At 59.1% G+C, this 12310-nt stretch carries 18 protein-coding genes and 1 tRNA gene; 9 read left to right on the top strand and 10 right to left on the bottom strand.

The window, feature by feature from the left end:
- Positions 1 to 16: 16 nt before the first annotated feature.
- The gene (locus tag ACIP02_RS26435; protein WP_400622647.1) at positions 17 to 187 is read left to right on the top strand and encodes a hypothetical protein; all 171 of its coding nucleotides are present in this window, start codon (positions 17 to 19) and stop codon (positions 185 to 187) included.
- Positions 188 to 265: 78 nt separating this feature from the next.
- Here ACIP02_RS26435 and ACIP02_RS26430 read toward each other — a convergent pair whose 3' ends face one another.
- Both ACIP02_RS26430 and ACIP02_RS26425 read right to left on the bottom strand, forming a co-directional pair.
- On the bottom strand, positions 266 to 880 hold the full coding sequence (locus ACIP02_RS26430; protein ID WP_400622645.1) for a hypothetical protein: 615 nt from the start codon (positions 878 to 880) through the stop codon (positions 266 to 268).
- 14 nt (positions 881 to 894) lie between these two features.
- The gene (locus tag ACIP02_RS26425; protein WP_400622643.1) at positions 895 to 1470 is read right to left on the bottom strand and encodes a hypothetical protein; all 576 of its coding nucleotides are present in this window, start codon (positions 1468 to 1470) and stop codon (positions 895 to 897) included.
- Between the two features lie 160 nt (positions 1471 to 1630).
- On the opposite strand from ACIP02_RS26425, the gene ACIP02_RS26420 reads away from it, so the two are divergent.
- The 3 genes from ACIP02_RS26420 (at position 1631) to ACIP02_RS26410 (ending at position 3150) form a co-directional block, all read left to right on the top strand.
- Positions 1631 to 1975 (top strand): hypothetical protein, encoded by a 345-nt coding sequence (locus tag ACIP02_RS26420; RefSeq protein ID WP_230065043.1) that lies wholly within the window; start codon positions 1631 to 1633, stop codon positions 1973 to 1975.
- A gap of 29 nt (positions 1976 to 2004) precedes the next feature.
- The gene (locus tag ACIP02_RS26415; RefSeq protein ID WP_400622641.1) at positions 2005 to 2781 is read left to right on the top strand and encodes a hypothetical protein; all 777 of its coding nucleotides are present in this window, start codon (positions 2005 to 2007) and stop codon (positions 2779 to 2781) included.
- A 180-nt stretch (positions 2782 to 2961) separates the two neighbouring features.
- Positions 2962 to 3150 carry a hypothetical protein gene (locus tag ACIP02_RS26410; RefSeq protein ID WP_400622639.1) on the top strand — a complete coding sequence of 63 codons (189 nt, stop codon included), beginning with the start codon at positions 2962 to 2964 and terminating at the stop codon, positions 3148 to 3150.
- Here the strand turns inward: ACIP02_RS26410 and ACIP02_RS26405 are convergent.
- From ACIP02_RS26405 to adhP, 4 genes are all read right to left on the bottom strand, one after another.
- A complete protein-coding gene (locus ACIP02_RS26405; protein WP_400622637.1) occupies positions 3137 to 3649 on the bottom strand; it encodes a hypothetical protein in 513 nt (170 codons plus the stop codon). The genes ACIP02_RS26410 and ACIP02_RS26405 overlap by 14 nt on opposite strands.
- A gap of 121 nt (positions 3650 to 3770) precedes the next feature.
- A complete protein-coding gene (locus ACIP02_RS26400; RefSeq protein WP_400622635.1) occupies positions 3771 to 4196 on the bottom strand; it encodes a hypothetical protein in 426 nt (141 codons plus the stop codon).
- Positions 4197 to 4434: 238 nt separating this feature from the next.
- Positions 4435 to 4641, bottom strand: coding sequence for a DUF6434 domain-containing protein (locus ACIP02_RS26395; RefSeq protein WP_400622633.1), 207 nt, complete (start codon positions 4639 to 4641; stop codon positions 4435 to 4437).
- Positions 4642 to 4727: 86 nt separating this feature from the next.
- On the bottom strand, positions 4728 to 5738 hold the full coding sequence (gene adhP, locus ACIP02_RS26390) for an alcohol dehydrogenase AdhP (RefSeq protein ID WP_400622632.1): 1011 nt from the start codon (positions 5736 to 5738) through the stop codon (positions 4728 to 4730).
- A gap of 696 nt (positions 5739 to 6434) precedes the next feature.
- Here adhP and ACIP02_RS26385 point away from each other — a divergent pair.
- Complete coding sequence (locus ACIP02_RS26385) at positions 6435 to 6629, top strand: hypothetical protein (protein ID WP_400622630.1); 195 nt, start codon at positions 6435 to 6437, stop codon at positions 6627 to 6629.
- Between the two features lies 1 nt (position 6630).
- Here ACIP02_RS26385 and ACIP02_RS26380 read toward each other — a convergent pair whose 3' ends face one another.
- Together ACIP02_RS26380 and ACIP02_RS26375 are read right to left on the bottom strand one after the other, a co-directional pair.
- The gene (locus ACIP02_RS26380; protein WP_201207336.1) at positions 6631 to 7044 is read right to left on the bottom strand and encodes a DoxX family protein; all 414 of its coding nucleotides are present in this window, start codon (positions 7042 to 7044) and stop codon (positions 6631 to 6633) included.
- A gap of 103 nt (positions 7045 to 7147) precedes the next feature.
- Positions 7148 to 7232 (bottom strand) — tRNA-Leu (locus ACIP02_RS26375).
- 201 nt (positions 7233 to 7433) lie between these two features.
- On the opposite strand from ACIP02_RS26375, the gene ACIP02_RS26370 reads away from it, so the two are divergent.
- The 4 genes from ACIP02_RS26370 to ACIP02_RS26355 all read left to right on the top strand — a co-directional run bounded on the left by ACIP02_RS26370 (position 7434) and on the right by ACIP02_RS26355 (position 10765).
- The gene (locus ACIP02_RS26370; RefSeq protein ID WP_400622628.1) at positions 7434 to 7709 is read left to right on the top strand and encodes a hypothetical protein; all 276 of its coding nucleotides are present in this window, start codon (positions 7434 to 7436) and stop codon (positions 7707 to 7709) included.
- A gap of 79 nt (positions 7710 to 7788) precedes the next feature.
- Positions 7789 to 8949 carry a nitrogen regulation protein NR(II) gene (locus tag ACIP02_RS26365; RefSeq protein WP_400622626.1) on the top strand — a complete coding sequence of 387 codons (1161 nt, stop codon included), beginning with the start codon at positions 7789 to 7791 and terminating at the stop codon, positions 8947 to 8949.
- Positions 8950 to 8954: 5 nt separating this feature from the next.
- The gene (locus ACIP02_RS26360) at positions 8955 to 10400 is read left to right on the top strand and encodes an ATPase domain-containing protein (protein WP_400622624.1); all 1446 of its coding nucleotides are present in this window, start codon (positions 8955 to 8957) and stop codon (positions 10398 to 10400) included.
- Between the two features lie 11 nt (positions 10401 to 10411).
- Positions 10412 to 10765, top strand: a complete 354-nt coding sequence (locus ACIP02_RS26355) for a response regulator (RefSeq protein ID WP_400622622.1) — start codon at positions 10412 to 10414, stop codon at positions 10763 to 10765.
- A gap of 43 nt (positions 10766 to 10808) precedes the next feature.
- Here ACIP02_RS26355 and csrA read toward each other — a convergent pair whose 3' ends face one another.
- A complete protein-coding gene (csrA, locus tag ACIP02_RS26350; RefSeq protein ID WP_023381281.1) occupies positions 10809 to 11006 on the bottom strand; it encodes a carbon storage regulator CsrA in 198 nt (65 codons plus the stop codon).
- 253 nt (positions 11007 to 11259) lie between these two features.
- On the bottom strand, positions 11260 to 12282 hold the full coding sequence (locus tag ACIP02_RS26345; RefSeq protein WP_400622620.1) for a DNA topoisomerase IB: 1023 nt from the start codon (positions 12280 to 12282) through the stop codon (positions 11260 to 11262).
- Between the last annotated feature and the right edge of the window lie 28 nt (positions 12283 to 12310).

Raw genomic sequence — 12310 nt, 5'->3', positions numbered from 1 at the left:
CACAGGAAGGATCCTTATGAAACGCACCGTCATTGGCGCCATGCTCGTTGCCGTTACTGCGCTGTCGCTGAGCGGCTGCTTCGAATCCGAGGCCGAAAAGAAGGCGAAGGAGCAGCAAGAGGCCAGCGAAAAGCTCTGGGAAATAACGCCGCCAGACCGGAGCAAGGACCAAGGGTTCAAGCCCTGATCCACTGCAGTTCTTAACGCCGCCGACAAGGGCGGCGTTTTCATATGCCCGTTGGCGCTGGCGGGCAGCGCCGGAGGGTCACGGGCGATTGTCGTGATCGCAGTGGCGGCAGTCTTCGTAGGATGGCGAAGGCACAAATCGACCGCAGCCTCCACAGTTCTGGATGCTTGCCGGAGCCCTTCGCTTTACCTTGGCCAGCACAATGCCGGTGCCCGTCAGGGCCTCTTTGATATCTACGTCCCGCTTGTGCACCAGGCGCCGGGCCTTGGCCTCAAGGTAAGCCACTGGCCAGATCACTGCCTCCTCTGGCGTGTTGCCGATCGCTTCGGCAGCCTCAAGCGTGAGTTGGTGTGCTTTGTCGAACCGGAAGGTGTGGCCTATTGGCCATCTGGCCAGGGCAATGTCGTTCCCGTTCCAGTGACCTGGGATCTGCAGTACTACGGCGCATCCCGGGCTCAGCTGGTCGCGGGCTTCCTCCAGGCTGATGTACTGGTGGTCGACTCCGAGATGTGCGCGGGCATCGACGTAATCTTTTGGCCAGGGAATGTCTGTTTCCCGGTGGCCACTGGCCTGCTCTTGTGTGAAGAGCTCGGCCTTGTCGAGGTTGGTGGTGTAGCCGCCGCCCAGGGCCCAGAACATGAGGCCGTCACCCGTATTGCTGCGGCTGTCCTGTAAGTAAAATTGCTGGCTCATTCCGCGCTCCTTGCTCAAGCGGCTTTCCGCGCTCCTTGCTCAAGCGGCTTCCGCGCATTGAGCACACGGTGGCGGGCTGTTTCGTACTCGCTGCTTACGATCTCAACCAGGCCGTCGACATCGCCGTCAGCGGCCTTGCTGCCCAGGTTCAGGTACACGATATCGCCGTAGGTGAAGCACACCCCGCCGCTGAGCCAGATGCCGCCGCGTTCGACACCGATGGCCTCCCACATTTCGTCCCGGTCAATAGCGTCAGGGCAGTGTGCTTTCCAAAGGTCTTCCAGATGCTGGTGCTCAGCCTTCTCGGCCGCGCGCACTTCTTTGTCCGTGCCCTTGGAATGCTTGGGCGCCCGGCGCAGCGAGCGGTAGCCGTATTCGTCGGGCCGGCACCAATGCACATCCAGGTCGCGGCTGGCGCTGAGCTTGATGCCGCCGATGTAGTAGCGGGAGCCGTTGTACATCGTCGACGCGGCAGCGCCGAAGGCATGGCCCAGCTCCTCGCCCTGGGCATTCCAGGCCGCTTTCTTCTCGTCCCAGGCGCGCACGGCGGCCAGGACATTTGGGGATTCGGTCTTGTAGAAATAGCTCATGGCTTTCTCCGTGCATGCGCCGCCCTCCGTGGCCGGAGTTGGCGGTCTATTTTAAGAGCAACGCGTCAGGTAATGGCGCTTGGAGAGGAGGCAAAATTTCGATAGCCTACTGCCAGCAATGGCCGATGTTGGTTGGTGCCTCTATCAAGGATGTTCGGTGATGAGTAAGACCCAAAGTAAAGGCACCCTGATTGCAGTACTAGGAACGGCAGTTTTAGCCTTGGGTGGTGTAGGATTTGCCAGCTGGTTCCAGTCGAAACAGAAGTCTGAGGCGCTTGCCGAGTCTCGAAACAACTCCTGTTTCAACGAAGTAAAGAGGAATTTTCGTTATCCATCTAAAGCAGTATTGCTTGGCATGGTCGAAATATCACCTACCACATTGAGTGGAAGGGGAGAGTTTATGAATGGCTTCGGTGCCATGATTCCTTATAGATTCGAGTGCGAGTTTTACTCCGCGACATCAGACGCAGTGAAGGGCAAACCAAGGATCACCGAAGGCGGTTGAAGTCCCCTTGCTAAGGCACTTTTCCATGCATGCGCCGTCCTCCGTGGCCGGATGCGGCATGGTGGCAATTTGGTTTCGGCTGGGGTAGATATGTGAGATCAGAGCGAAAACGTGTAATAAGGATGGTTATGGACGGTGGGAGCGCAGGATCTAGAAAAAGTTACTTCAGGCATGATTTGATAAATGCGACTCCCTTAGTGTTGCTTTCATGTGCTGTCGCCGCAGTGTATTGCTATGTCGATGTTTTTGGATGGCAATTATCAAAAAATCAGAGCGATTGGTCTGCGTTTGGAAGTTATATAGGCGGGCTTTTTGGACCGTTGGTGTCGTTCATAACATTGTTGGCAGTGTTGAGGACAGTTTCCTTGCAGCGTGACCTGTTAGTAACGCAGCGCTCAGAATTTAAAACTGTGCAGGAATTGCAGCAGAAAGCCTTCGATGTTCAGCAGGCCCAGATTCACGAGGCGGCCATGGACTCTTATACGGATCGTATAGAGCGATATAGGGACTTTGGGCTGCAAATGATAGATAGGCATATTCTTCTTTTTGAAAATAAATTAGCTAGGGCGGAGGCCAATATCGGTAGATATAATGAGGTAGTGAATATCTCTCGGAGAGAACTTAAGCCAGGGCTAATGAAAGCGGCGCTGACTCAGAAAGAAACTAGTGCCTACGCAATAGACCGACTTGTGGCTTTATCTGTGGCGATGTCCCAGAATGATTTTTTGACAATCGAAAGCATAAAAAAATTCTATAGGGAGGGTATGTCGGAAGTTTTTTCTAATGAATTGGCTGAGTGTAGTTAGGGCGGCCGGCTGACATGCGGCATTTCGTATTGGATGGAATTGGTAAGAGCTTCCCTTCGAGACGGCTGCTCAAATAGTGGAAATTGGAGTCGTGATAGGGTATTACGGGTGACTGGCATGGGGCCGGCTCAAGGAGTGGAAATGGCAACAGATCGTGAAATTGCGCTTGAGTAAGCACTTGTGGCCGTGATCGGCGCAGTCAAACATGAGGGCTTCGATGAAAAGGCGATCATTGATAAAGCCACTGTCTTGCTGCTGGGCAACAACATCCTTCGGCGAGTTGAGCATCCTCATGTTGATAACGCCATTCGCGAAATCAGCAATGCTGACGCCGAGGTTCTGACTATTACCAGCCTCAGCAAGGGGTGATAACTTCGTCCCCGGGGTCCTGCTGAATCATCAGCATGCTCTTCCGGTCGAAGGCCAGAGCAAGGCGAGGCGAGATGCTGATCTCGTGCCGCGGCGGGGTGAGAAACTTCCCCGCGTGCAGGCTGCCCAGGGCGTGGATACCGTGGATCAGCGCCTCAATCATCTGGCTGTAGGTAGCGTCAGCCCAGCCGCAGATGGCGCGCAGGTGCTGGCCGTTTCGCTTTCCGGCCGACAGCCTCAGCGGCTCAGTCCGCGCCACATTCCGGTGAGCTTCGATTTCGTGGCGCGCAATCCTGAACAGCGCGTGATGCCCGAGCGCTTCGATGTGATGAATCATCAGCGTCAGCGCCTCACCCTGTTCCTCTATCCCGGCCCATTCCATCAGCTCCAGCAGGGCCTGCTTAGTCCCTGGTCGAACCTTCAAGCGCAGGTCTTCTTCCTGCAGGCGCTCGGCCTTGGCGCGGCGCTTCTCGTCGCGGGCCTGCTGAGACATCGCCACACGGCACCTCCTTCAATCCGCTGGGCGGTAGGTTGAACTGCTCACGCCGCCTTGTTCTTTGCAGAGCGCTTCGGATTTTCTGCTCAATCTCAAGGTCCATGTCGTTCCAGCCGGCTAAGAACTAGGCGCCGTGGAACGTGTGATAGGCGAATGTGTTGGCCATCTTGCCGCCACCGTTGCGGCGGCATTCCCGGCCAAGGTAGTAGACGCTGGGATGCTCGCCGCAATCGCTCATGGCTAACGACAGCTCATCAGCGTGCTGCTCCTGGGGCTGTTCGGCTTTAACTTTTCGAGAGGGTTTAACCTCAGAGCTGGAAGCCTGCTTTTGCTTCAAGCGGCGCCCGACTTCGGCAAGGACATCGGGGTCCTTCGCAAGCTTGGAGCCCGCTTGCGACGCGGTTTTTTCCGAATAGAGCCCGCGTTGCCTGGGTCCGGTGGAAGGATTCTGGTCAGGCTGCGAATCGTCATGTCTCTCTCCTGAAAGAAATCGCCATGTACATTCAAAGCCCTGCACACGAAAAGCGCGAGGCTTTTCTTTGAACCCCAAGTCCGGTGATTGGTCATCATCAGGTAGGAGGGCGTGGTTTTGTACCAGGGCATTTCCTCAAGCAGTTCTGAAACCTTTACCAGCTATCGTTAAACGTAAGTGAAACCCGCCAACGAAGGAGTCAGGGAATGGATTATTCCAGCATGGTTGAATCGTTGGACAAGATTCTTGCAAAGGCGGCTGCCGATCGCGTCCGCAATGCCGAGCAAACCTGCCAGTTGATGCCCGATGCGGGTGGTCACCGGTGCATATGCACCCATTCATCCGCAACGTCGCCCATGGTCGACGGCGTGCCGCTCTTGATCCATGCCATGAAGGCGCGGTCGAACTTGAATGCCGCTCCGCACTCGCTGAGCAGAAACTGACGAACCTTCTGGGTGTTGCGGTAGTGCTTGTCCAGCGGCGTAGCGCGGGTAATGGGGCCTGCGTGCCAGTCGACGTTCATGGTCTGTTCCTTGACGTTTGAGAAGGCAAAAAGCCCGCATCATCTGCGGGCTCTGGCGTTGTGCGAAATGATCTGCCTTCAGGCTATCAACCTTCGAACTGGATCACCATCCGCCCTTTGATCTTGCCCTCCAGCATCTCGTCGAAGATCTGGTTGATATCTTCGATCGGGCGCAGGGTAACTTTGGGCACCACCTTGCCTTCAGCGGCAAACTGGAAAGCCTCCTGCAGGTCTTGACGCGTGCCGACCAGCGAGCCGATCACTTCGATGCCGTCCAGCACCAGGCGCGGGATGTTCAGGTTCATCGCTTCCGATGGCAGGCCGACCGCAACCAGTCGGCCGCCCGCGCGCAGGGCATCTACGGCGGAGTTGAACGCTGCTTTGGCCACGGCAGTTACAACGGCCGCGTGCGCACCACCGGTTTTTTCCTGAATGACCTTTGCAGCGTCTTCAGTGCGCGAGTTGACGACCAGGTCGGCGCCCATCTCACTGGCGAAGCGCAGTTGCTCTTCGTTGACGTCAATGGCGATCACTTTGGCGTTGAACACGTTCTTGGCATATTGCAGGGCCAGGTTGCCCAGGCCGCCAAGGCCGTAGATGGCAATCCACTGGCCGGGACGAATGTTGGAGATTTTCACCGCCTTGTAGGTGGTGACACCGGCGCAGGTGACGCTGCTGGCCGCAGCGGAGTCGAGGCCGTCGGGTACCTTGACCGAATAGTCGGCCTTGACGATGCAGGCCTCGGCCATGCCGCCGTCGACGGTATAGCCGGAGTTTTTCACCTCGCGGCACAGGGTTTCGTTGCCGCTGGTGCAGTATTCGCAATGCCCGCAGCCCTGATAGAACCAGGCAACGCTGGCGCGGTCACCCGGTTTGAGCGAGGTGACGCCGGGGCCGATTTCCTGAACCACGCCGATGCCTTCGTGGCCCAGGACAACGCCGGTCTTGTCACCGAAGTCGCCATTTTTCACGTGCAGGTCGGTGTGGCATACGCCACAACATTGCATCTTCAGCAGCGCTTCGCCGTGTTCGAGGGGGCGCAGGGTTTTCTCTACAACGTCCACGCGACGGCCTGGTGCAACAACAGCAGCTTTCATAAGAGCCTCCGTGTCTATCCGAGTGAGCTTGGGTTATCGCAGGGTTAGCATAGACCTTGCCGGGGTGGGGGAAACTGCTTCAGGTCATGGGAGCTTGTGGTTGCTTTTTGCAGGGCTTTGTATGGGGAGCGCGGTGGATGGCACCGGCGTAGCCGGTGTTCGCGGCTGAAGCCGCTCCTACAAGGAGCGCGTCCACCGCGTGGGAGCGGGCTTGCCCGCGAAGCAGGCGACGCGGCTAAAGCACCTGACAGAAACCGGTGGCAAAAAGAAAAGCCCGCGGCAAGGATGCGGCGGGCTGCAAGAACGTACGGAGCAGGGTCAGTGTGCCCATAGGTATGTCGGCATTTCGTGAAGCTGAGGTCACCAGGTTGTCATGGGTGGCGCAAGTCCAGCCGCCTAATGATGCACAGTTGGGGGTGATGTGAGGCTTCGAGTGCATGTCTTGGGAATTAAGGTGGGTGTAGATCCAGCGCCGCGCGGGCGGCGCTCGATCTCACAGGCGATAAAAATGTTGCGACAAGCGCCCGGCATATAAAAAAGCAGGCAAAAAAAGCCCGCCAGGAAGGCGGGCAAACAACGTTTGAAGGGAGAGCCTGCAGACTGGACCCGACCCATTAACCCAGCATTAAGCGATAACGCATTGACCCGGCATCCTGATAAGCCTATACAGGCCTGCCATCACCCCCAGGAGCCAGCATGCGCGACGAAGACGACCTGCACGAACCCGAGCACGATCACCTGCTTGACCACGAATTTCTCTATGACGGCATGGAGCCCGAGGCGGATGCCCAAGGCGCCGAGGATGACGTGGAGGAGGACGAAGAAACGCTGGATGACCTCGACGAAGGGGAGCCTGATCACCCAGCCTGGTTCGATGACTGCGACGACTGACTCAGCGCCCGTCCACCGAGAAGCGCCCCGGGCCGCTCACTGCCAGGAGCAGCAAGCCGCCCATAATGGCCATGTTCTTCAGGAACTGGGTCATGTTGGCACTGCGCTCGGGGTCCACCATGTTCCAGAACGGGTGGCCGAGCAGCGCTGTGCCCAGTACGAACAGCGCGAACAGAAACGCCAGCGGCCGGGTGTAGAAACCAAGAATCAGCAGGATGCCGACGACGAACTCCATCAGCACGGCAATCGCTGCTGCCAGCATCGGGGCAGGGGCACCCAGCGACGCCATGTAGCCAACCGTGCCATCAAAGCCGGTCAGCTTGGCCCAGCCAGACAAGACGAACAGAATCATCAGCAGCACGCGAGCAAGCAGGATAATGATGTCGCGTTGACCATCGAACAGGGAGTAGCGCATGGCGGCGTTCCAGTGGACGGGTACACGCTCCACTTTAGCAGCTGCGCAAGACATTGCCGCAAGGCAGCAAAAAGGCGCCGCAAGGGCGCCTTTCAGAGAAGTTTGGTGCGAGTGGCGGGACTCGAACCCGCAAGGCTCACGCCGACAGATTTTAAGTCTGCTGTGTATACCAATTCCACCACACTCGCACGCTTGAAGGGGTCGCAACGACCAGCTCGCTTCTAAGCAGAAGGGCTTCGCAATCAAGCGGGCTTTATAACCCATTGTTATAGTTGAGTCAACTCCAGCACCTATGATCAACAGAATGAAGGGTCGATCAAGTGGGCAATTGACACCTTGCTGTCATTACGCCACTGTTGCCTGTTTGTTGGATCCAAGAGTGTTCAGCGATGACTCAGTCCCGAGCTAAGGAACGTGTCGTGCGCCCACGGTTATTCTGGCGGCTGCTGTTCCTGCAGGTGGTTGTGTTGGGGGCATTTCTCTACATTAGCCTCATCAGCCTGGGCGGTTACCTGCTGCTGCTGGGCTTTGATGCCGAGCACTCGCAGCAGCAGCGCCTTATGGCGCTAGCCGGCGGTGGCGTGATCATGCTGGTCGGCGTGTGGTTGCTGAAGGTGGCCGTGCCGCGGCGTATCAGCCCGGTGCTGGTCGAGCCGGAAAACTGACCGCTCGTTGTCGCACGCTTGCTCATGGATGGGTACGCTACGCTCATTTCGTCCCTCCTGCAGTAGCGGTGGAGTTTGCATGGTTTCAGCTGACTGTCTCGATCATCCCGTCATGCCCGCCCACCGCTATGAACAATTGGTTCAGTCGGTGGTGGACTACGCCATCTACATGCTTGACCCCACTGGCCATGTGGTGTCGTGGAACGCTGGCGCGCAACGGATCAAGGGTTACCGTGCCGATGAAGTGATCGGCCAGCATTTTTCACTGTTCTTCACCCCTCAGGACTGCGCTGACGGCCGCCCCGAGCGCCTGTTGCGCCAGGCGCTGGAGCAGGGTGTGGCGCAGGACGAAGGCTGGCGGGTGCGCAAGGATGGCACGCAGTTTTGGGCCTTGGCGGCGCTGGATGTGATCCGCGACGACCAGGGCCAGATCGTCGGCCTGGCCAAGGTGACCCGCGACATCACCGATCGCCGCGAATCGGCGCTGCAACTCGATGCCGTGCGCGCCCAGTTGTTCCAGGCGCAGAAGCTTGAGGCGCTCGGCCAGTTGACCGGTGGCCTGGCGCACGACTTCAACAATATGCTGACCATCATCATCAGCTCGGCGCGTCTGGCGCTGAGCACCCAGGACCCAGCGCGCGTCCAGCGCATGCTGCAGCACATCCTTGAAGCCGGGCAACGTGGCACCGAATTGACCCAGCAACTGCTCAGCTTCGCCCGCCACCGCAAGCTCGATGTAGGCAGCGTTGCCCCGGCCGACCTGGTTACCGCTACCCGCGGCCTGCTGGAGCATGCGCTGCCCAGTTCGGTCGTGCTGGAAGTCCAGCTGCAACCGGACCTGCCGCTGATCGAGGTGGATGCCGGACAGTTGCAGATGGTCTTGCTCAACCTATTGTTCAATGCCCGCGACGCCATCGCGGAGCATGGCCGGATCGGCCTGGTGGTCGATGTGGTCGAGCTGGACGGTGATATTGAAGGCTTGCAGGGCAGCTTTGTGCGTTTCAAGGTCGAAGATAACGGTGAAGGTATAGCCGCCGAAGTATTACCGCGTATCTTCGAGCCGTTTTTCACCACCAAGGCTTTCGGCAAGGGCACCGGCCTGGGCCTTAGCCAGGTGTACGGCTTTGCCAAGCAAAGCCGTGGCGCTATTTGTGTTGAAAGCGAAGCGGGTCGAGGAACTTGCATGCAGCTTTACTTGCCAATGTATCAGGACCAGGCGCACAGCCCACTCGACAGGTAAATATCATGGTACAAGCACTCAGGCGGCTGGTGACGGGGATTGATGGGCTCGACGCCTTGCTCAGGGGCGGCCTGGTGGCGGGTGCCTCCTACATCATTCAGGGCCCGCCGGGTGCCGGCAAGACCATCCTCGCCAACCAATTGGCCTGCGGCCATGTGCGTGCAGGCGGGCGAGTGCTGGTGGCGACCCTGCTGAGTGAGTCGCATGAGCGACTGTTCCAGTACCTGTCCACCCTGGAGTTCTTCGACCCGGCGCTGGTGGGTGATCAGATCCAGTTCGTCAGTGCATTCGACACCCTTGAGCAGGAGGGGCTGGATGCCGTGGTGCGGCTGCTGCGCCAGGAAATCGCCCGGCAGCAGGCCAGCCTGTTGATTGTCGACGGCGTGCTCAATGCCCGCGTGCGTGCGGAAACCACGCTGGATACCAAGAAATTCGTCTCCGAACTGCAAGGCCACGCGGCCTTCGCCGGCTGTACCGTGCTGCTGCTGACCAGTGCCCGGCTGGATGAAGGCAGCCCGGAGCACACCATGGTCGACGGCGTTATCGAGCTGGGCGAGCAACTGGTTGGCAGCCGCGCCGTCCGCCATATCCAGCTGCGCAAGACACGTGGCAGTGCGGCGTTGTCGGGACGCCACGAATGCCTCATCGACGCAGCCGGGATGCACGTCTACCCGCGTGTGGAATCGTTGTTCAGCCACCCCAGCCAGATGGGCAGCGGCAGCTTGGCGCGTATCAGCAGTGGTGTGCCAACGTTCGATGAAATGCTGAGTGGTGGCCTGGCTACAGGTTCGGTCAGCCTGTTGATTGGCCCTTCAGGGATTGGCAAGACATCCTTGGGCCTGGCGTTTCTGGGGGCCAGCACCCCGCAGGCGCCAGGCTTGCATTTCGGTTTTTACGAAACCCCGGAACGCCTGCGCAACAAGGCGGCTTCGCTGGGTTACGACTTTGCCGCGATGGAGCAGGCCGGTAGCCTGCAACTGTGCTGGCAGCCCACCACCGAGGGCTTGCTCGACCAGGTTGGCGCGCGGCTGCTCGAACGGGTCGCGGCACAAGGCAGCAAGCGCGTGCTGATCGACAGCCTTGGTGCGTTCAGCCGCCTGGCCATCGAGCCGACACGGTTGAATGCATTTTTCCGAGCGTTGGCGGGTGAGCTGCGCGCGCGCGATGTCAGCGTGATGCTGACCTGGGAAATGCGCGACATCTTTGGCGCGGAAATCAGCGCCCCGGCGCCGGACCTTTCGAGCATTGTCGACAACCTGATGCTGATGCGCTTTGTCGAACTGGACTCCCAACTGCGGCGCATGCTGTCAATCCTGAAGGTGCGTGATAGCCACCATGACCCGGCCTTGCATGAGCTGCTGATTGGGCCGCAGGGCATTACCCTGCGCAAGGCATTCGAAGGCGCCTGCGGCGTGCTCTCGGGGACGCCTGTGCAGCAGGGGAGCGATTGACGGGTGGGCCAATGAATACCATCCTGATCGTCGATGACGAGTACTTGATTGCCGACATCCTCGGGTTTGCCCTGGAGGATGAAGGCTACTTGGTAGAAAAGGCCAGCAACGGTAGCAAGGCACTGGAGGCACTGAAGGAAAAACGCGTGCAGCTGGTGATTACCGACTACATGATGCCGCTGCTCAATGGTGAAGAACTGGTGCGCGTCATGCGCGAAGACCCGGCACTCTGCGAGTTGCCGGTCATACTGATGAGCGGCGCACAGGCCAGCCAAGGATGCCCGGCGCTGTTCGCCGCCATTTTCGACAAGCCGTTCGACATGGACGAGATGATCGCCAAGGTGCGTCAGTTACTGAGCACCTGAGGCAGGCGGTCGAGCGCATCCATGCACCCTGGCAGAGGTGGGCTTAGTGCGAGTCGTCGTGCTTTTCCGGGGCCGGGTTGCCAGCCTGGATACGCTTGAAGATCTCTTCACGATGGACCTGTACATCTTTCGGTGCATCGATACCGATCCTCACCTGCATCCCTTTGACGCCCAGAATGGTGACTTTGATGTCATCGTTGATGACGATACTTTCGCCAACCTTACGGGTGAGTATCAGCATGTAGTTCTCCTTGGTGATGTAAAAGACCGCAGGGCTAGTTACCACAGCGGCGGGAGCGGGTCCCTCTTCCTTCTCATTAAAGACGCTTTCGGCGGATAGTAATTCCCCGACAGAAAAATTCTGTTGCGTACCTTCACTTGCAGGCGCCAAAGCAAACCGTCAGCGGTTTGTCGGCCAAGGTGCTCGATGGCAAGAATAGGGCGCTTGGCGCTCAATGGGAAATTTCTTCGCATGATGGGTTAAATAGACAGGGTTAATGGTCGTCCTGTTCCTCAAGTGCCTGAAGAAATAGCAGCAAGGCCACTTCTTCCGGGTCCAGGCCTTTGCGTACTCGGCTTTTCGGCAAGTCGGCCAGGCGGCCCAGTGCGTAGTGTTCCAGAACTGCCGGGTGGATGTAGCAGCGCCTGCAGACGGCAGGTGTATTGCCCAGGCGGGTGGCGACTTGGCGAACGATGGTGGCGACCTGGCGTTTGGCCTCGGTCTCTGGCTCCCAGGCCAACGGCCTGAGCAGGTGCAGTGCGAGGCTGCTGCCAGCCCAGGTGCGGTAGTCCTTGGCGGTGAAGTCGGCGCCGGTCAGCTGCTGCAGGAACTGGTTGACCTCGGCAGAGCCGACGCTGTGGCGCTGGCCGTCGTCATCCAGGTACTGGAACAGCGCCTGCCCGGGCAGCTCCATGCAGCGCTTGAGCAGGTTGGCCAGGCGCCTGTCGCTGAGGGTGACGTTGTGCTCGACGCCGCGCTTGCCGCGGAACTGGAAGCGAATGGTGCTGCCTTTGACCTGCACGTGGCGGTTGCGCAGGGTGGTCAGGCCATACGACTGGTTGTCGCGCAGGTAGCGTTGGTTGCCAATGCGGATCAGGGTGTGGTCCAGCAGGCTCACGACCAGCGCCATGACCTTTTCCCGGTCCAGCCCTGGCCGTGCCAGGTGGCTTTCCAGTTGCTTGCGCAGCTTTGGCAGGGCCTGGGCGAAGGCCAGCATGCGCCCGTACTTGTGCTGGTCGCGCAGTTCACGCCATTGCGTGTGGTAGCGGTACTGCTTGCGACCACGGGCGTCGCGGCCGGTGGCCTGCAAGTGGCCCTGCGGGTCGGCGCAGATCCACACATCGGTGTAGGCCGGGGGAATCACCAGCGCAGCGATGCGCGCAAGGGTGTCCTTGTCGCGAACCCGTTGGCCCTCGGCATCCAGGTAAATGAAGCGCTCGCGCCAGCGGTGCCGGGTCAGGCCCGGCTGGCTGTCGTCAACGTAGTGCAGGCTGCGTGGCAATGGGCAGTCGGACATGGGCGGCGGGCCTCGATCAAGTCATTGA

This window comes from Pseudomonas sp. NPDC089408 (genome assembly GCF_044749445.1).
GTDB lineage: Bacteria > Pseudomonadota > Gammaproteobacteria > Pseudomonadales > Pseudomonadaceae > Aquipseudomonas.
Note: the sequence above shows the minus strand (reverse complement) of the source record. Positions and strands in the feature narration are given on the sequence as shown.